This window comes from Erwinia sp. V71 (assembly GCF_965644245.1).
Lineage (GTDB): Bacteria > Pseudomonadota > Gammaproteobacteria > Enterobacterales > Enterobacteriaceae > Erwinia.
In genome coordinates, this window is the sequence record NZ_CBFFRK010000001.1 from 48287 (window position 1) to 67482 (window position 19196).

The window sequence follows — 19196 nt, forward strand, 5'->3', positions numbered from 1 at the left end:
GGGTATGACGTCGTGGCTCCCCCTCCCCAGCCCTCCCCCACGCTGTGAGGGAGAGAGTAACGACGGTGTTCTCCTTCTCCCGCAGGCGGGGGAAGGTCGGGATGGGGGAAAGGCCGTCGCGGTTCCCCCATCCCGACGTTGTGGTAGAGGGAGTCATAATAAATGTGGGATACGTGCGTAAAAAATTCTGATGCATCAAATATCAACCATTGAGGATCAGCTATGCAAGCGAAGAAGACCCTGCTACTGACCGGCGCCAGTCGCGGCATCGGCCATGCCACCGTCAAACACTTCCATGCGGCGGGCTGGCAAATTTTTACCGCCTCGCGCCAGAGTTGGGTGGAAGATTGCCCGTGGGCGGAAGGTATCCTCAACCATATTCACCTCGATCTGGAAAATATCGACGAGCTGCAGCACAGCCTGCCGCAGATTAAACAGCGGCTTGGCGGTCGACTCGATGCGCTGGTGAATAACGCCGGGATTTCGCCAAAAGATGACCAGGGGAGACGGCTCGGTATTCTGCAGTCCGACTACGCCACCTGGCTGAAAGTGTTTAACGTCAATCTGTTCTCCACTGCGATACTGGCGCAGGGGCTGTTTGCCGAGCTGCAACAGGCACAGGGCAGCGTGATTAATGTCACCTCGATCGCCGGCAGCAAAGTCCATCCGTTTGCCGGTGCCGCCTATGCCACCTCAAAAGCCGCGCTTTCCGCCCTGACGCGAGAAATGGCCCATGAATTCGGCCCGCACGGTGTGCGCGTGAATGCCATTGCGCCAGGGGAAATTGATACCTCGATTCTCTCGCCGGGCACCGCGGAGATTGTTGACCGCACCGTGCCGCTGCACCGTCTGGGGAAACCGGAAGAAGTGGCGACACTGATCTACTTCCTCTGTACCCAGGGCGCATCGTATGTCAACGGTGCAGAAATTCATGTTAACGGAGGCCAGCATGTCTGAGCAGGTTGCCGCTGGCGTGCTGACCACCGACGTTCCTGCCGTCGATGCCGTCCAGGCACAGCTGATTTTACAGCAGCAGTATGGTCTGCGCGGTGAAGTCACGCCGTTGCAGGGCGAGCGCGACCGCAATTTTTGTCTCACCAGCGACAACGGGCGGCAGTATATGGCGCGCTTTATTAATGCGGCAGAAGCGCCACTGGAGATTGATTTCCAGACCACAATGCTGCGCCATATCGAACAGCGCAATGCGCAACTGCCGATCCCGCGCGTGATCAGCAACCGTGACGGCAACGATCAGCCGCAGATTCTTATCCACGATCAGCCCCACACTCTGCGGCTGGTCAGTTATCTGGCGGGGACACCGCAATATTTGCGTCCCTCCAGCGAACCGCTGATGCGCAGCCTTGGCGATACTCTTGGCGCGCTGTATCAGGCGCTGGAGGATTTCACGCATCCCGGCGCAAAGCGTGAATTGCTGTGGGATATCAGCGACATTCAGCGTCTGCGTCCGATGCTGGATGCTATCGACGCTGCAGAAACACGCCAGCGGGTCGAGCGCGTACTGGAGGCTCATGCCAGCCGGGTCGCGCCGCAGCTGGCCAGCCTGCCAACGCGGGTGATCCATAACGATCTCAATCCGCATAATGTGCTGGCGGACCGTTCCGGTGATCAGGTCAGCGGCATTATCGATTTTGGCGATGCACTGTATGCACCACGGATTAACGATCTGGCGACCGCCCTCGCCTACCAGTTGCAGGATGATGCCGATGTGCTGCGGCTGGTGCGGCCTTTGATGCACGCCTGCCAGCAGCGTTATCCACTGAGCGATGCGGAACTGGCGCTGCTGCCCGACCTGATCGCCAGCCGGCTGGTGCTGACCATTACCATCGCCGCCTGGCGGGCACGCCGTTACCCGCACAACCGTGACTATATTCTGCGTAACGTGCCGCATGCGGTGCGCAGCCTGGTGCGCCTGCAAACCTTGCCTGATTTCGGAGATGTTTATGCGTAGTGATCAACAACTGCTGGCCGACCGTCAGCGCCTGCTGGGTGCAGGTTACCGTCTGTTTTACCAGAATCCACTGCATCCGGTGCGCGGCGAAGGTGTCTGGCTGTTTGATGCTGACGGACGCCGCTATCTCGATGCCTATAATAATGTGGCCTCGGTGGGTCACTGCCACCCGCAGGTGGTGGAGGCGATTGCCCGTCAGGCGGCGATCCTCAATACCCACACCCGCTATCTGCACGAGGCGATTGTCGATTACGCCGGAGATCTGCTGCAGCACTTTCCCGCCGAACTGAGCAATCTCACTCTGACCTGCAGCGGCAGCGAAGCCAACGATCTGGCGCTGCGCATGGCGCGGGCAGTGACCGGCAATCAGGTGGCGATTGTCACCCGCTGGGCCTATCACGGCGTGACCAGCGCGATTGCCAGCATGTCACCGTCGTTAGGAGTTGGTGTCGGGCAGGATATTCGCCTGATTGATGCGCCGGACAGCTACCGTCAGCCCGGCGGCTGGCTGGTGAGTTTACGTGCAGTGCTGGATGAGCTCGCCGCCAGCGGTCAGTCCCCTGCCGCATTGCTGGTGGATACTATTTTCTCCAGCGACGGCGTGTTCTCGCCGCAGGCCGGTGAAATGCGTCAGGCCGCGGAGATGGTACGTGCGGCAGGCGGTCTGTTTATTGCCGATGAAGTGCAGGCAGGATTCGCCCGCACCGGCAACGCCTTCTGGGGCTTTGCCCGTCACCAGGTGATTCCTGATTTGGTGTCGCTCGGCAAGCCGATGGGCAACGGTCATCCGGTGGCGGGCGTGGTCGGTCGCCCGGCGATTTTCCAGGCCTTTGGTGAGCGCCAGCGCTACTTTAATACCTTTGGCGGTAACCCGGTTTCCTGCAAAGCGGCGCAGGCCGTGCTGGATGTGATTCATGCAGAACAGCTGGCGGAGAATGCCGAGGTTCAGGGCTCATTTTTGCGGGAAGGGTTAAGTCGTCTGGCGCAGCGTTATGCGGCGATAGGCGATGTGCGCGGCGCCGGGCTGTTTATCGGCGTTGAGCTGGTCGGCGCCAGCCAGACGCCGAACGCCACGCTGGCAGCAGCAGTCGTCAATCAGATGCGCGAACGCGGTGTGCTGATCAGCGCCACCGGTCCGCACAGCAATATTCTGAAGATTCGCCCGCCGCTGGTGTTTGCCCGTGAGCATGGCGAGCTGTTGCTGGACACTTTTAGTCAGGTGATGGCACAGCTCAGCCCGTAGCGTCGAGAAACGCTACCATTTTCTGGCTGCCATCAAGGATATCGCGCTGAATCGCGCTGCGTGCAGCCTCACTGTTGTGGTCGCGCAGCGCCTGATACAGCTCTTCGTGATGTTCAATCGCCATGCGCAGTGAAAAATGACCGTAGGCCTGCGCAATCAGCGGACCGGTGCGCATCCATAGTGTGTCGATCATCCCCGCCAGCAGCGGCATTGCTGCGCTGCTGGCGACCAGCAGGTGAAACTCGCTGTTCAGGCGCAAGGCATCATTCAGCTGTTCCGCCGCAATCGCTTCGTGATTGAGGTCGATATTTTGCCGCAGCTGCTGCAGCTGGTATGGCGTAATCCGTGTCGCGGCAGTGTGTGCGCCCAGACCTTCCAGCTGCAAACGCAGGGTGCGAATTTCTTCATACTGTTCCGCATTCAGGCGCGGTACGCGGATATCTTTCGGCGTACGCATTTCCAGCGCCTGTTCTTTCGCCAGTTGCAGAATGGCGTCACGCACCGGGGTGACGCTGGTGCCCAGCTGACTGGCGAGTTCGCGGATACGCAGACGGGTATCGGGCTGAAAACGGCCAGTGATCAGTGCCTCACGCAAGGTGGCGTAAACACTGCTGCCCAGGCCGCTATGGGAGATGGCGCTAACGGGGTAATTCATCCAGACACCCTGTGAAGAAAAAGTCAGCGCTTATGATGCATCAAATTTCAGGCGGAAAATAGTCTGATAGTTAGCCGGGAAGCTGTGTCGCTGTCAGCGCGGTGCTGGCACAAGGAACACGGTCAGATCGGAAAGTCGCTGTTCGTCATCCTGACCGCTCGGCCCGCGCCGTCCATGGCGCGGGACGCTTTCCTCTTCTGACCGTGTCCCCTGTGCGTTGAGCTGCTGAGTTGCTAAACGACTACGTTACTGAGCTTCTGAGTAGCTAAGCTGCTGGTTACGGGAACCGTTAATCTTCCTTCACCACCAGATTGCCATTCTTACGCTCAATCACCATGGTCTGCGGCGTTGACAGCACCACGCCCTCTTTGCGCAGGCGGGTCAGAATATCAAACAGCAGATCGCTCTTCGCCCCACTCACCTGACGCGGGGTGGCAACGTTACCGGTGACGCTCAGTACAATGCCGGACGGGGTCAGATCTTTAAACGAAACCGATGGCTCCGGCGTTTCCAGAATGCGCTCGTTTTCGTTATACACATCCAGCAGCAGCTGACGCACCTGTACCGGATCAATATCCAGCGGGAAGGTCAGCGTGATGGTCGCCACGCCCTGCGCATTGCCCATGGTGGCGTTACGCACGTTCTGCGAAATCAGCTGTGAATTCGGCACAATCACCGTCGATTTATCACCCAGCTGAATTTCGGTGGCGCGCACGTTAATGCGGCGGATATCCCCTTCAATGCCGCTGATGCTCACCAGATCGCCCACTTTGACCGGGCGTTCTGTAAGCAGGATCAGGCCGGAGATAAAGTTCTTCACAATCTCCTGTAAACCGAAACCGATACCGACCGACAGCGCACTGACAATCCATGCCAGTTTGTTCCACTGCAGGCCCATGGTGGAGAGCGTCAGCAGGATAATCAGCACATAGCCGATATTGCTGAACAGGGTGACCAGCGACACCCGCATGCCGGTATCCATGGTGGTTTTCGGCAGGAACTCTTTATCCAGCCAGCGTTTCACTGAACGCAGCACATAGATGCCGATCACCAGGCACAGGATGGCATTGACCAGATGCGCTGGCACAATATTCAGCGATTCCAGGCCCTTACCACCCCAGAACTCCAGCGCTTTCTGCAGCAGTTCAATCGGCGTCGAGGAGCCCAGCGTGCCGTTGAACAGCGACACCGCGGCAAAGAGGATCAGGATCGTTCTGCCAAGCGCCGCCAGCAGTGATGCCGCCTGCGACAGATGGCGTTCATCAATATTCAGCGTGGTTTGCAGGCGCTTACCGGTCGAGTTGCTGGTGGAGAACAGGCTTTCGCAGGCATCGGTCATCAGGCTGCTGAGCAGGTAGAAGGAGCCAAAGACAATGCCCATCCACACCAGTTCATAACTGAGGAAACGGCCGAGGGTGACATAACCAATCACCAGTGAAATCAGGATGGCCGCGCCGGTCAGGGTAATCGCCATCTGAATCAGACCGACCAGTGTCGAACGCGCTTCCGGCTGGTGGCCTTCATGGGCCATTCTGCGCCGCACACGGTTGATGCGGAAGCTGATCGACAGCGCTGTCGCGCCAATCAGCAGCGCCGTCAGGCCGTTAGCCCAGATGGTGGTGCCGACGCTGGTGCCTGCGCTGCTGTTAAACGATTCTACGGTCTGGAAAACAAACACCAGCGCCGCCGTCAGTGGCGGCACCGGTTTCAGCGCAGTTGCCACTTCATTGGATATGGCCGGCAGACGCCATGATGGCCGACGCGTCGAGAGAAACGCACGACCCAGCCCGGCAATCAGACCGCAGATCACACTCAGCTGTACCAGTTTATCGACAAAGTTCTGCACATCGTCAGACACCTCTTCCCGGCGGGTAAAGGCAAGGTCGATAAAGTTAAACGCCAGAACCACTGCCAGCAGGGTGGTCAGTGCAATGGTGTTCGCCAGGAAGCTGCGGCGCAGACGCCCTTCCGGCATTTTGTGAATGCTTATCCAGGCAAAAAATTCTTCGGTATAGCGACGACCGAGTATGAAAATCGCCAGCGCGCCCAGTAACCACGCGGTGGTGCCGAAACGCCAGCCCGGTTCCCATGACAGCGCAGCGGTAGCCACCAGCTCGTCGGCAAAGTCACTGATCTTTTCGCCGTCGAGGCTTTGATCGCCAAACAGCGGCGCCCAGAAACGTGCACTGAAGATACTGCCGGAATTCAGTGCCAGCTGGGTTTTCATCGCGTCACGGCGCAGGTTAATAATTTGCGCGGAGAGATTCAGTGCACTGCCTTTGATCGCTTCGGCCTGCTTAACCTGATCGTCCAGCTTGCTCTTCTGGCTTTCCAGCGAGTTACGCTTGCGCGTGACTTCCGGCGTCTCTTTCACGCCGCTTTCCGCTGTCGGCTCCGGCCCCAACACCGCCAGCTGCGCCACCAGTTGCGCCCGCTGTGGGATCAGCGCCTGGCCGAGCGTATCCGCATTGGTGGAAAGCTCCAGTGCCAGATCGTTCAGCTGCCCGAGCTTGCTGTCGTTGGTCTCGCCGGAGACCTGGCTTTTGATTTTATCGAGGATTTTCTGCAGCTTTGGCAGTTCAACCGACGCATTGACCTTCGGCGGCGCATCCGCGTCAGCGACAGGTGCAGCCGCCGTCGTATCCGCAGCCTGCGTATACACGGGCGTTAGCGTAATAAGCGTCAGTAAGCAGACACGAAAAAAAGTTAACAACGTTGACATAACAGGAACGATCCACAAGGTTATCGGGGCTGGTGCGGCGTCAGTCCGCGGCAATTCTGGCGGCTAGTGTATGCTTTTGTTAGCGGGTTAACTATAGGACTAGATAACAATATTATCTGCATGTCTGGCCCTGCTGCAGAACGCGCAGGGCCAGTGAGGAAATTACTCGATTACGCTGTCATCAGCAGCCTTGTTGCTGGCCATCTGTGCCGCTTTCTGCTTCTTATAACTCAGTGCAGAAGCCGGAACTGGCGTGATTTTGCCGGTTTCCATCCACTTGCGCAGACGGTTAGCATCGGCGAAATGGGTGTACTTGCCAAAGGCATCCAGCACCACCAGCGCCACCGGGCGCTGATTGATGGTAGTGCGCATCACCAGGCAGTGGCCCGCCTGATTGGTAAAGCCGGTTTTGGTCAGCTGAATGTTCCAGTCTGGCTTGTACACCAGGTGGTTGGTATTGCGGAATGGCAGGGTGTAGTTCGGGCTGCTGAACGCCGCCATATCTTCGTGCGTGGTGCTCAGCTCACCAATCAGCGGGTAATTTTTACTGGCGATCAGCAGTTTGGTCAGGTCGCGCGCCGTCGAGACGTTCTCAATCGACAGACCGGTCGGCTCAACATAGCGGGTATGGGCCATGCCCAGCGCGCGCGCTTTGGCGTTCATCGCGCGGATAAAGGCGTCGTAACCGCCGGGATAGTGGTGCGCCAGGCTGGCTGCCGCACGGTTTTCCGACGACATCAGCGCCAGCAGCAGCATATTTCTGCGGCTGATCTCGCTGTTGAGACGCACACGTGAGTAAATACCGCGCATCTCTGCGGTATGGCTGATATCCACCTTTAATTTTTCGTCCAGTGGCAGCTTCGCATCCAGCACCACCATCGCGGTCATCAGCTTGGTGATGGAGGCAATCGGCCGCACCAGGTCCGGATGGCTGGCGTAGATCACTTTATTGGTGTTGAGGTCGATGATCATCGCGCTACCGGAGGCGATTTCCGGCTGGGTAAGATTAGTTTGCGCCGACTGAACAGCGCTGGCGTGTGCCGTATTCAGCATGCCCTGAGCAGAAAAAAGTATGGCCAGACTTAACAGTGAATAACGAATTTTTGCAGGCATCGTGTGAAAACTTAAGCGGGTTGATGGTTAACTGTGCAAAGGGCACAGGCCGCGACCCGCGAAACTGAGGCACTGCGGGGGCTGGCGTCATCATCATACTCCGCCGCTTAAGTAAATTCCTACCGGAGATTCGTTTCCGGGCGTAAACAAACTGCCGCCGGGCGGGCCAGCGGCAGTGGATAAAAAACGCGGTTAAAACATCAGGTAACCATAACCCCAGATCACCACGGTTAACGCCAGCAGCACCTCCAGTACCAGTACACCAATCGCCAGCGTCGAGCCAGAAAAGCGCAGGCTTTCTTCACGATCGATATTCAGGAACATCGGGATGCCGACATACAGCAGATAACCGGTATACAACAGCGCCAGCGTACCGACCAGCATGCACAGCCACACCAGCGGATACAGCGCCACCAGTCCGCTTAAAAACAGCGGCGTGGCGACGTAACCGGCAAACACGGTACAGCGCGGCAGACTGGGACGTTGCGGGTAGTCACGCGCCATCCAGTGGATCACCCTGCCCATCACCGCGACACCACCCAGCATCAGCAGATAAAACACCACGCCCAGCACCACCCCGGTCATCAGGTTGAGCTGAACCGTCTGCCCGCCGCCAAGGTACCACCCCAGTTGCGTGGTGCCGATAAAGGCGCAAATCACCGGAATTGCCGCCATAATCAGCACATGGTGGGTGTAGTGGTGCGAGACCGTTTCGTTTTCCTGCTTAATAGAGCGCATCTCACGGTCAGGATGCGCTATCAGTCCCCAGACATGATTCATAAAATCACTCCTCTGAAACGACTAACCGCACGGCATTCACCTTGCGCGGACTCACCAGTAAGTATAATTGTGGTTGGTATTTTTATCCGCTTCGGTGCGTATTTTTTAAGCAAAAATCAAACAGGGAGGCGATACGTGCATCTCGATGTAAATGGACTGATTGCACAATATGGTTACTGGGCGCTGTTTATCGGCTGCCTGGCGGAAGGGGAAACCTTTACCCTGCTGGGAGGCGTGGCAGCACATGAAGGGTTGCTGCACTACGGCGCGGTGGTGCTGGTCGCGGCGCTGGGTGGCATGGTGGGCGATCAACTGCTGTTTTTCCTCGGCCGCTACTATGGTGCACATATTCTGCGCCGTTTCCGCCAGCATCAGGAGAAGATTGATCGCGCTAACCGGCTGATCCACCGCCGACCGGTGCTGTTTATCATCGGTGTGCGATTTATGTATGGCTTCCGGCTGATAGGCCCGGTGATTATTGGTGCCAGCCGCCTGAAACCGGCGCGCTTCTTTCTGTTTAATATCATCGGTGCACTGCTGTGGGCGATGATTTTCGTCTCGCTCGGGTATCTCGGTGGTCAGGTGATTGCGCCATGGCTGCATCAGTTTGATCAGCACCTGAAACATCTGCTGTGGCTGGCGGGTGCACTGGTACTGGTGTGGGGCGTGCGTCTGTGGTTACGGCGACGGGCGAAAAAGTCCTGAAAACGCCTGACGTGGTGTATCGACTATGGTTAAAGGGAGGAATTATTCCCTCACTATCAATACACCACGGATTGACTCAGGAGTGTTATGCATCAGGTAACGCGAAAAATTGGCGATCACGGCGTGATTGGCAACCTGCGCACCTGCGCGTTGATCGCCAATGATGGCACCATTGATTACTTCTGCTGGCCCAGTCTCGACAGCCCTTCCGTATTCAGCGCCCTGCTCGACAGTGATAAAGCCGGGCTGTTCAGCCTTGCCCCTGACTGGCCGGACGCCCGCCGCCAGCAGCTCTATCTTCCCGATACCAATATCCTGCAAACCCGCTGGCTGGCCGCCGAAGGAGTGGCAGAGATCACCGACTATATGCCGCTGTGTGATGAACAGGATAAGCAGCCACGTATTGTGCGCCGGGTAAAAATGGTACATGGCGAAGCCCGTTTTCAGCTGCGCTGTGCGCCAGTGCATGACTATGCCCGCGCCACGACGCAAGCCAGCATGAAAGCGGGTCTGGTCCATTTTTCCGCCGCGGGTCAGCCAGCGCTGTGTCTGGCGGGAACCCAGCCGCTGCAGCTCGACGGCGCGGCGGCAGTCGCCAGTTTTACCCTGAAAAGCGGTGAGCATGCAGAGTTTATCTTTGGCAGCGCCAGTGACGAGCATCTGGCGCAGCTGGAAACCGATTACTGTTTTCAGGAAACGCTGCGCTTCTGGCGCGACTGGTCAGCACAGAGTCAGTATCGCGGCCGCTGGCGCGAGATGGTGAACCGCTCGGCGCTGGTGCTGAAGCTGCTCACCTCCTGGCAGCACGGCTCCATCGCCGCTGCCGCCACCTTTGGCTTACCAGAAGAGCCAGGTGGTGAACGCAACTGGGATTATCGCGCCTCATGGATCCGCGATGCCTCGTTCAGCGTTTACGCGCTGATGCGGCTGGGCTATGTCGTCGAGGCGAAACGCTTTACCCGCTGGGTGGCGCGCTGCGTGGAGAACAGCCATCACGATGAAGAGAAACTGCAGGTAATGTACCGGCTGGACAGCGGCACGGAACTGTATGAGACCGAACTGCTGAATCTGGCGGGGTACGCCGGTTCACGGCCGGTGCGTATCGGCAACGATGCCTGGCGTCAGACCCAGCTGGATATTTACGGCGAACTGATGGATGCCATTTATCTGGCGAATAAATATGGTGAAGCGATCTCTCATCGCGGCTGGGAACACGTCACACGGATGATTGACTACGTTTGTGAGCACTGGAATCAGCCGGATGCGGGCATCTGGGAGATGCGCGGCGAGCCGGAACATTTTCTCCATTCGCGACTGATGTGCTGGGTGGCGCTCGATCGCGCCCTGCGGCTGGGAATGAAACGTTCACTGTCGATGCCCTATGACCGCTGGGACAAGGTGCGCGCTGCCATCCGCGAGGATATCTGGCAACATTTCTGGAACGATGAACTGGGTCATTTTAGCGCCACCCGCCATGGCAGAACGCTGGATGCCTCAATGCTGCTGATGCCTCTGGTGCGCTTTGTCGGTGCCACCGATCCGCAATGGATCGCCACGCTGGATGCGATCAAAGAGAAACTGGTATCGGATGGTCTGGTGCGGCGTTATAACATCGATGAGACGCCCGCCGATGGCCTGCAGGGTGACGAAGGCGCGTTTGCCGCCTGCTCTTTCTGGTATGTGGAGTGTCTGGCGCGTGCCGGGCGAGTGGAGGAAGCGCATTTCGAATTTGAAAAGCTGCTGAACTATGCCAATCCGCTCGGTCTGTACGCCGAAGAATTCGACGTGCGTGGTTATCCGCTGGGCAATATACCGCAGGCGCTCAGTCATCTGGCGCTGATTAGCGCCGCCTTTTTCCTGAATCGCAAATTAAGCGGCGACGTGCCGCTCTGGCAGCCCTGAGGGGATAAAACGAGACGGTTGCCCTAAAAAAGGGCGGCCGTAAGACATTTTTACGTAAAGATAGTTCAACTACGATAAATCCTGGTTCCTTCCAGCCACAATATGACCATATAATGTGCGCCTGGTCACGGACCGAAATTAAGTCGACTCTTAACTGCCTGTAGGCGTTTACTACCTGAAAAACTATGAAAAAGAGCATTCGCGCGATCGTCACTCTGGCACTGGCATTTGCGGCTTTCAGCCACTCTGCTTTTGCTGTGGTTTATCCTCTGCCGGCTAAGAACAGCCGTGTGATCGGGGAAAACCTGGAAATCACCGTTCCACAGGACAGCAAGCTGCCACTGGAAGCCTTTGCTGCACAGTATCAAATGGGTCTCAGCAACCTGCTGGAAGCCAACCCGGGTGTGGATGTTTATCTGCCACAGCCTGGCAGCAAACTGGTGATCCCTCACCAGCTGATCCTGCCGGACGCGCCGCGTGAAGGCATCATCATTAACAGCGCCGAAATGCGTCTGTACTACTATCCAAAAGGCACCAACACCGTAGTGGTGCTGCCAATTGGTATCGGCGAGCTGGGCAAAGATACGCCAATGAACTGGACCACCACCGTTCAGCGTAAGAAAGATGGCCCAACCTGGACGCCAACCAAGAAGATGCATGAAGAGTATGCGGCACGCGGTGAGAAGCTGCTGGATACCTATCCTGCTGGTCCGGACAACCCAATGGGTCTGTACGCACTGTATGTTGGCCGTCTGTATGCCATTCATGGTACAAACGCCAACTTCGGTATCGGCCTGCGCGTCAGCCACGGCTGTGTGCGTCTGCGTGCTGATGATATCAAATGGCTGTTTGACAACGTGCCGACGGGCACCCGCGTTCAGTTCATTAACCAGCCGGTGAAAGCCAGCGTTGAGCCAGACGGTTCTCGCTATGTGGAAATCCACAACCCACTGTCGCAGACTGAAGAGCAGTTCAATTCCCGCGAACCAATGCCAATCACGATCACCCCAGTGGTCAGCAAAGTGATGGTTGACGCCAGCGTGAATCAGAGTGAAGTGGATGCCGCGCTGAAAGCACGCAGCGGTATGCCAACCAAAATCAACGGCCTGATCGAAAACGGTGAAGCCGCACCAGTGGTTGTGCCGGAAGCAGAAGGCGCACAGCCACAGGAACAGCCGCTGAGCCCTGCCGTACCGCAGGGTGTCAATGCTGCGCCGGTCGACAACCAGACCGTTCCTGCCAGCGCACCGCAGCCTGTGGATGAGCCGGCAACCAGCGACAGCCAGTCTTAAGTTACGCTGCTGCTGAAAACGGGCCTTTATGGCCCGTTTTTTTATGGACTAAAATCAGTGCTCATCAGGAGGACGCGCATGAAAATCAACGTGATTGGTACCAGTGGCAGCGGGAAATCCACCGTCGCCCGGGCGATTGCCCGTCAGCTGGCGCTGCCGTATATCGAAATGGATGCCCTGTTCTGGCTGCCACACTGGGGCGAGAGCAGCGACGAGCAGCTGTTCGCGAAACTGGAACAGGCACTGCAACAGCCGGGCTGGGTGCTGGATGGCAACTACAATCGCACCCGCACGGTGAAGTGGCGTGACGTGGATATCATCGTCTGGGTCGATTACAGCTTTACGCGCACACTTTACCAGGCGATTCGCCGCGCCATCACCCGCGCCTGGACGCAGCAGGAAATCTGGCCAGGCACCGGGTGCCGGGAAAGTTTCCGTAAAAGCTTCTTCAGCCGTGATTCGATTATTCTCTGGACGCTGAAAACCTGGCGTAAGAATCGTCGCAGTTATCAGGCACTCATGCATGACAGCCGCTATCAGCATCTGCAGTTTGTTCATCTGACCTCACCGCAACAGAGCCAGCAATTTATCGCCGGACTGACAAAATAGCGCCATCATCTGCCTGTCATATTGGGCGCGTATACCGACGGTAATCGCGATCGCAGACAGATAAAGGTGCCGGATGAGTCAGAATAATGCCGTCTCTTCTTTCAATCCGCCCGGCACCGGGCGCCCCGGCCTTTATCCACGCAACAGCCGCCTGTCGCAGCGGCTGTTTATGCTGCTGTTACTGTACGGCCTTGCATTCGCCGCGCTAAGTCTGTACCAGGATATTGCTGCCGCAGGCGTCAGTAATCTGCATTTTCTGCCCTTCCTGTTGCTCGGACTGGCGCTGCTGACTGCGCTCGCTTTCGAGTTTGTTAACGGCTTTCACGACACCGCCAACGCCGTCGCCACGGTGATCTATACCCATTCACTGCCGCCCACAGTTGCCGTGGTGTGGTCGGGGATGTTTAATTTTCTCGGCGTGATGCTCTCCAGCGGCGTGGTGGCGTGGGGGATTATCTCGCTGCTGCCGATGGAGCTGCTTGCTCAGGCCAGCAGCGGCCATGGCTTTGCCATGATTTATGCCCTGCTGTTCTCCGCCATGATCTGGAATCTGGGCACCTGGTGGCTCGGCCTGCCCTCCTCTTCTTCGCATACGCTGATTGGCTCGATTATTGGCGTCGGTGTCGCGAATGCGCTGATGCAGGGGCAAAGCGGTGTTAATGGCGTCAACTGGGAACAGGCACGCAGCGCCGGCTATGCGCTGCTGCTGTCGCCGGTTATCGGCTTTGCCTGCGCCGCGCTGTTGCTGCTGATGATGAAACTGCTGGTACGCAATCGCCAGCTGTATCGCGCGCCGCAGGGCAACACGCCGCCGCCGTTGTGGATACGCGGTATGCTGATCCTCACCTGCACTGGCGTCTCTTTTGCCCATGGATCGAATGACGGACAGAAAGGTATGGGGCTGATAATGCTGATTCTGGTTGGCAGCCTGCCTTCGGCCTATTCACTGTATGATGACAGCCACGTGATCCCGCTGTGGGTGAAAGTGGTGGTGGCGATTGCGCTGGCGCTCGGCACCCTGGTGGGCTGGCGGCGTATTGTGCTGACCGTCGGTGAGAAGATTGGCAAAGCGCATCTCAGCTACGCGCAGGGTGCCAGCGCCGAGCTGGTAGCGATGGGCACCATCGGCGCAGCTGATGCTTTTGGTTTGCCGGTTTCCACCACCCACGTATTGTCATCCGGGGTGGCGGGCACCATGGCGGCAAATGGCTCCGGCGTGCAGATGGCGACACTGCGCAATCTGCTTATCGCCTGGGTACTCACGCTGCCCGCGTCGGTCCTGCTGTCGGCGTTACTGTTCTGGCTGTTCAGCCAGTTGTGATGGCCGCAGCATACGCAGCAGCATTGCCACCGCCAGCAACACCACCAGCGCCGCCGCCAGATACACTGACTGCATCTCGGTATGCGCAATCAGCAACCCCGCGACCGGGCCGGTCAGCCCTAATCCCATATCGAGAAATGCCGAGTAGGTACCGAGCGCACTGCCCTGGCTCTGCTGCGGCACCCGTTTAACCGCTTCCACGCCAAGTGCAGGAAACACCAGCGAGAAGCCCGCGCCGGTCATAAACGCACCAGCATCCACCAGCCACGGCGATGGCGCCTGCCAGATCACCAGCAAGCCGACGCATTCAATCAGCAGCGAGACCAGCGACACTTTCAGCCCGCCAAAACGGGTGATATAGCTGCTAAAAATCAGGCGAATGGCGATAAAGCCAAGGCTGAACAGCGTTAACGCAAAGGCCGCGCCACTCCAGTCGCGGCTGGCGAAATAGAGAGTGATAAAGGTGGCAATCACACCGAAACCAATGGTGCCCAGTCCCAGCGCGAGGCCAAACGGCCAGACGCGGGAAAACACCTGCTGAAACGGCACGCGGCTGGCGGCGCTGACTTTAATCGCCGGTTTGCGGCTCGCCATCCAGAATCCGACCAGCGCCATTGCCATAATCAGCATCGCGAAACCCGCCAGACCAAATCCCTGATTCAGCAACACGCCAAGCGGCGCACCTATCGCCATCGCCAGATAGGTGGCAACACCGTTCCACGAAATCACTCGTGCGGTCTGCAACGGTCCGACAATATTCATCCCCCACAACGTAGAGCCGGTGCTGGTAAAGCTTTCACCCACGCCGAGAAACACCCGGCCCAGCGCCAGCAGCAGCAGACTGATGGCTGGCAGTGTCTGCACCAGCATCGCCGCAATCGACAGCACACCGCTCATCCCGCAGCAGATCAGCCCGAGCATCACCACGCGTTTCGGCCCCAGCATATCCGCCAGCCGCCCGGACTGTGGCCGGCTGACCAGGGTCGCGAAATACTGGATACTGATAATGAGTCCGGCCAGAAAAGAGCTGTAACCCAGCTGGTTATGCACAAATCCGGGCAGCACCGCCAGCGGCAGCCCCACCGAGAGGTAGCAAAAGAAAGTAAAAATAATCACCGAGATAATACGCTTATTCAGTTGCGCGTTACTCACTACAGAAGACATGCTCAGGCCGTTTCGCTATGTTTAATGGGGCTCCTATGATACGCATAGCCTGCTAAGAGATCTTGTGCCGATTGTTGCGAAATACGTGTGACAACAACACCCGACGATGCCTGCCTTCACGCCCGCAGGCGGTAAAGGAAAACAGATGAGCAAAATACACTGTGTGATTTTTGATGATTATCAGCAGGTCGCGGCGAAAATGGCGGACTGGGCGCAGATTAGTGACCGCGTGACGCTGACCTGTATGCGCGAACATATTGCCGACCGTGACGCGCTGCTGGAAGCGCTACGGGATGCCACGATTATTATCGCCATGCGCGAACGCACTCCGCTCGATCGTGACCTGCTCAGTCAGCTACCCGCTCTGCGCCTGCTGATTACCAGTGGCATGCGCAATGCCGCGATTGATATTGCCGCCGCCAGTGAGCTGGGGATTGTGGTGTGTGGCACCAGCAGCGATTCGGCGCCACCGACCGAGCACACCTGGGCACTGATCCTTAGCCTGGCGCGTCATCTGGTACAGGAAAATAACGCCTTTCGCCACGGCGGACACTGGCAGCAGACGCTGGGCACCACCCTGACAGGAAAACGCCTCGGCCTGATTGGGCTGGGGAAAATTGGTATTCAGATGGCGACCATTGCCCGTGCTTTCGGTATGCAGGTCAGCGCATGGAGCCCACACCTGACCGCAGAGAAAGCGCAGGCGCACGGTGTGGACTGGTGTGCAGAGAAACAGCAACTGCTGGCGAGCAGTGATATCGTCAGCCTGCATATGGTGTTAGCCCCGGCGACCGCCGGGTTACTGTCGTATGACGATCTCTGCCAGATGAAAGCAAGCGCTTACCTGATCAATACCTCACGCGCCGGGCTGATTGCGCCAGGGGCACTGGTACGGGCGCTGAAAAACGGCGTGATCGCTGCTGCAGCGATTGATGTGTTTGAACAGGAGCCGGTTGCGGCGGATGATGCGTACCGCCAGCTACCGAATCTGCTGGCGACACCGCATCTGGGGTATGTTACCGACAGCAATTATCAGCGCTATTTTCCTGAAGCGCTGGAAAATATTGTCGGCTGGCTGAATCACCAGCCGCTGCGCCGTTTAAACTAACGCGCTGTCAGCCTGCCAACGCTCAATCACGCTGGCAATTTCAGTGGATTTTTTCAGCGCACGGATGGCGCTGAACAGTTCAGTGGCTTCGCTATACTCTTTACGCAGATAGCCCAGCCACTGCTTGATACGCGCCACATGGTACATGCCGGTATCACCCTGCTTTTCCAGCAGACTGTATTTCTGCAGCAGTTGTACCACCTGCGGCCATGGCATGCGTGGTTCGTTGTACTTGATCACCCGGCTGAGATTTGGCACATTCAGCGCACCGCGCCCAATCATCACCGCGTCACAACCGGTCACCGCCAGGCAATCCTGCGCGCTTTGCCAGTCCCAGATTTCACCATTGGCAATCACCGGAATCGTCAGCCGCTGGCGGATATCGCCAATTGCCTGCCAGTTGATACTCTCGGCTTTGTAGCCATCTTCTTTGGTGCGGCCGTGCAGCACCAGTTCTGTTGCTCCCGCCTGCTGCACGGCATCGGCGATTTCAAACTGGCGTGAACCGGAATCCCAGCCCAGACGCACTTTCACCGTTACCGGCAATTCGCCTGGCACTGCTGCACGCATCGCTTTCGCGCCGCGATAAATCAGTTCCGGATCTTTCAGCAAGGTTGCGCCACCTCCGCTACCGTTCACGGTTTTCGACGGGCAGCCGCAGTTGAGATCGACGCCCCAGGAACCGAGCGCCACCGCACGCGCAGCATTTTCCGCCAGCCACTCAGGATATTGCCCCAGCAGCTGGATACGCACCCGGGTGCCGGACGGTGTGCGGCTGGCGTTATGCAGTTCCGGGCACAGACGATAGAACAATTTTTCTGGCAACAGCTGATCGACCACGCGCAAAAATTCGGTGATACAGAGATCGTAATCGTTAACCTCAGTCAGCAGTTCCCGCACCAGAGAGTCGAGAACGCCTTCCATCGGCGCCAGGAGTACCCGCATTGCTTTTTTCTCACAAATGACACCGCGTCCTTCCCCCACGCAGTTAGGGAAGGAGCAGAATGGTGTCGGTAATCCGCTTACTGGTTGTTATTCGCCGGACCGGAACGGCGTGGACGTGACGCGCCATTGCCGCCCTGACGACGCTGACCGCTGTTTGCCGCTGGCGCACGTTCGCGATTGCCGGCTGCCGGACGTTCGCTGTTACCCTGACTACGGTTGCCGCCCGCTGGACGCTCGCCGTTACCCTGGCCGCGATTGCCGCCCGCTGAACGCTCGCCGTTACCCTGACCACGATTGCCGCCGCTACGTTCGCCATTACCCTGACGTGGACCACGTCCCTGACCACGACCACCACCGTTGCCGCCACCGCGCTGCTGGCGACCATTCTGAATCGGCTCCGCTTTAATGCTTGGGTCCGGCTCATAACCTTCAATCGCAATGCGTGGGATTTCACGCTTCAGCAGGCGCTCGATGTCACGCAGCAGTTTATGCTCGTCGACACACACCAGCGACAGTGCTTCACCGGTCGCGGCAGCGCGTCCGGTACGGCCAATACGATGCACATAGTCTTCCGGCACGTTAGGCAGCTCATAGTTGACCACGTGTGGCAGTTCTTCGATATCGAGGCCACGTGCCGCAATATCGGTCGCGACCAGCACTCGGTTCTGACCCGCTTTAAAGTCGCCCAGCGCACGGGTACGCGCGCCCTGGCTCTTGTTACCGTGAATCGCAGCGGCAGTAATGCCATCTTTGTTCAGTTGCTCTGCCAGGTGATTAGCGCCATGCTTGGTGCGGGTGAAAACCAGCACCTGCTGCCAGTCGCCACGGCCAATCAGGAAAGAGAGCAGTTCGCGCTTGCGCTTCTTATCGACAAAATGCACATGCTGAGTCACCTGCTCGGACGCGGTGTTGCGACGCGCCACTTCCACCTGCTCCGGGTTGTTCAGCAGTTTTTCCGCCAGCGCTTTAATATCATCAGAGAAGGTCGCCGAGAACAGCAGGTTCTGACGCTTCGCAGGCAGTTTCGCCAGCACACGGCGGATATCATGGATAAAGCCCATATCCAGCATGCGGTCGGCTTCATCCAGCACCAGCACTTCCACTTTCGACAGGTCGACCGCATTCTGATGTTCCAGATCCAGCAGACGGCCCGGTGTGGCCACCAGCACATCGACACCACCACGCAGTTTCATCATCTGCGGGTTGATGCTGACGCCGCCAAACACTACCAGCGAACGAATGTTGAGGTATTTACTGTAATCACGCACGTTTTCACCCACCTGCGCCGCCAGCTCACGGGTTGGCGTCAGGATCAGCGCACGTACCGGACGGCGGCCTTTGGCATGCGGGTTACTGCTGTGCAAAAGCTGCAGCAGTGGCAGGGTAAAACCAGCCGTTTTACCGGTGCCGGTTTGCGCGCTGGCCATCAGGTCGCGACCTGACAGCACGACCGGAATGGCCTGGCGTTGAATTGGCGTAGGTTCGCGATAGCCCTGTTCTTCAACAGCGCGCAGAATGTCGGCACTCAGGCCGAGAGAATCAAAAGACATAAAAGAGTAACTCCGGCTCCGCCCTGACCGTGTTCCACGGTGCAGTTTCCAGGGGGATAACTTGACGCCAGGCGAGCCTGACGCATGAAATGAGGGGCACAAACTACGGTGCATGAGC

At 57.9% G+C, this 19196-nt stretch carries 16 protein-coding genes; 9 read left to right on the plus strand and 7 right to left on the minus strand.

All coding sequences use genetic code 11. The features are described 5' to 3' along the window. Positions 1–222 precede the first annotated feature (222 nt). From ACSZO1_RS00240 to ACSZO1_RS00250, 3 genes are read left to right on the plus strand one after another with little or no spacing between them, the layout of a single operon-like run. Positions 223–957: an SDR family NAD(P)-dependent oxidoreductase gene (locus ACSZO1_RS00240; protein WP_437608338.1), complete on the plus strand. Its 735-nt coding sequence runs from the start codon at positions 223–225 to the stop codon at positions 955–957. Then, positions 950–1969: a phosphotransferase gene (locus ACSZO1_RS00245; RefSeq protein ID WP_437608340.1), complete on the plus strand. Its 1020-nt coding sequence runs from the start codon at positions 950–952 to the stop codon at positions 1967–1969. The genes ACSZO1_RS00240 and ACSZO1_RS00245 overlap by 8 nt, the downstream gene beginning before the upstream one ends. Next, the gene (locus ACSZO1_RS00250; RefSeq protein WP_437608342.1) at positions 1962–3212 is read left to right on the plus strand and encodes an aspartate aminotransferase family protein; all 1251 of its coding nucleotides are present in this window, start codon (positions 1962–1964) and stop codon (positions 3210–3212) included. Before ACSZO1_RS00245 ends, ACSZO1_RS00250 begins: the two co-directional genes overlap by 8 nt. On the opposite strand, the gene ACSZO1_RS00255 is transcribed toward ACSZO1_RS00250, so the two are convergent. The 4 genes from ACSZO1_RS00255 to ACSZO1_RS00270 form a co-directional block, all read right to left on the minus strand. Continuing rightward, entirely contained in the window at positions 3202–3867 is a 666-nt protein-coding gene (locus ACSZO1_RS00255) for a GntR family transcriptional regulator (RefSeq protein WP_437608344.1), read from the minus strand. The genes ACSZO1_RS00250 and ACSZO1_RS00255 overlap by 11 nt on opposite strands. A 289-nt stretch (positions 3868–4156) precedes the next feature. Then, complete coding sequence (locus tag ACSZO1_RS00260) at positions 4157–6589, minus strand: DUF3772 domain-containing protein (protein WP_437608346.1); 2433 nt, start codon at positions 6587–6589, stop codon at positions 4157–4159. A 162-nt stretch (positions 6590–6751) separates the two neighbouring features. After that, on the minus strand, positions 6752–7702 hold the full coding sequence (gene pbpG, locus ACSZO1_RS00265) for a D-alanyl-D-alanine endopeptidase (RefSeq protein ID WP_437608348.1): 951 nt from the start codon (positions 7700–7702) through the stop codon (positions 6752–6754). Positions 7703–7894: 192 nt separating this feature from the next. After that, on the minus strand, positions 7895–8482 hold the full coding sequence (locus ACSZO1_RS00270) for a Yip1 family protein (protein ID WP_437608350.1): 588 nt from the start codon (positions 8480–8482) through the stop codon (positions 7895–7897). 135 nt (positions 8483–8617) lie between these two features. Here ACSZO1_RS00270 and ACSZO1_RS00275 point away from each other — a divergent pair, with 135 nt between their 5' ends. The 5 genes from ACSZO1_RS00275 to ACSZO1_RS00295 all read left to right on the plus strand — a co-directional run bounded on the left by ACSZO1_RS00275 (position 8618) and on the right by ACSZO1_RS00295 (position 14311). Further along, positions 8618–9187 carry a DedA family protein gene (locus tag ACSZO1_RS00275; RefSeq protein ID WP_437608352.1) on the plus strand — a complete coding sequence of 190 codons (570 nt, stop codon included), beginning with the start codon at positions 8618–8620 and terminating at the stop codon, positions 9185–9187. A gap of 87 nt (positions 9188–9274) precedes the next feature. Beyond that, positions 9275–11089: a glycoside hydrolase family 15 protein gene (locus ACSZO1_RS00280; protein WP_437608354.1), complete on the plus strand. Its 1815-nt coding sequence runs from the start codon at positions 9275–9277 to the stop codon at positions 11087–11089. Between the two features lie 185 nt (positions 11090–11274). Further along, the gene (locus tag ACSZO1_RS00285; RefSeq protein ID WP_437608356.1) at positions 11275–12381 is read left to right on the plus strand and encodes a L,D-transpeptidase family protein; all 1107 of its coding nucleotides are present in this window, start codon (positions 11275–11277) and stop codon (positions 12379–12381) included. Between the two features lie 78 nt (positions 12382–12459). Beyond that, a complete protein-coding gene (locus ACSZO1_RS00290) occupies positions 12460–12990 on the plus strand; it encodes a shikimate kinase (protein WP_437608358.1) in 531 nt (176 codons plus the stop codon). Positions 12991–13063: 73 nt separating this feature from the next. Continuing rightward, positions 13064–14311, plus strand: coding sequence for an inorganic phosphate transporter (locus ACSZO1_RS00295; protein ID WP_437608359.1), 1248 nt, complete (start codon positions 13064–13066; stop codon positions 14309–14311). Here ACSZO1_RS00295 and ACSZO1_RS00300 read toward each other — a convergent pair. After that, a complete protein-coding gene (locus ACSZO1_RS00300; RefSeq protein WP_437608361.1) occupies positions 14282–15475 on the minus strand; it encodes an MFS transporter in 1194 nt (397 codons plus the stop codon). The two genes, ACSZO1_RS00295 and ACSZO1_RS00300, sit on opposite strands and share 30 nt — an antisense overlap. Before the next feature lie 145 nt (positions 15476–15620). On the opposite strand from ACSZO1_RS00300, the gene ACSZO1_RS00305 reads away from it, so the two are divergent. Beyond that, complete coding sequence (locus tag ACSZO1_RS00305; protein ID WP_437608363.1) at positions 15621–16583, plus strand: D-2-hydroxyacid dehydrogenase family protein; 963 nt, start codon at positions 15621–15623, stop codon at positions 16581–16583. Here ACSZO1_RS00305 and dusC read toward each other — a convergent pair. Next, positions 16575–17528 carry a tRNA dihydrouridine(16) synthase DusC gene (dusC, locus tag ACSZO1_RS00310; protein ID WP_437608365.1) on the minus strand — a complete coding sequence of 318 codons (954 nt, stop codon included), beginning with the start codon at positions 17526–17528 and terminating at the stop codon, positions 16575–16577. The genes ACSZO1_RS00305 and dusC overlap by 9 nt on opposite strands. A 77-nt stretch (positions 17529–17605) precedes the next feature. After that, positions 17606–19078 carry an ATP-dependent RNA helicase RhlE gene (rhlE, locus tag ACSZO1_RS00315; protein ID WP_437608367.1) on the minus strand — a complete coding sequence of 491 codons (1473 nt, stop codon included), beginning with the start codon at positions 19076–19078 and terminating at the stop codon, positions 17606–17608. Positions 19079–19196: the final 118 nt, after the last annotated feature.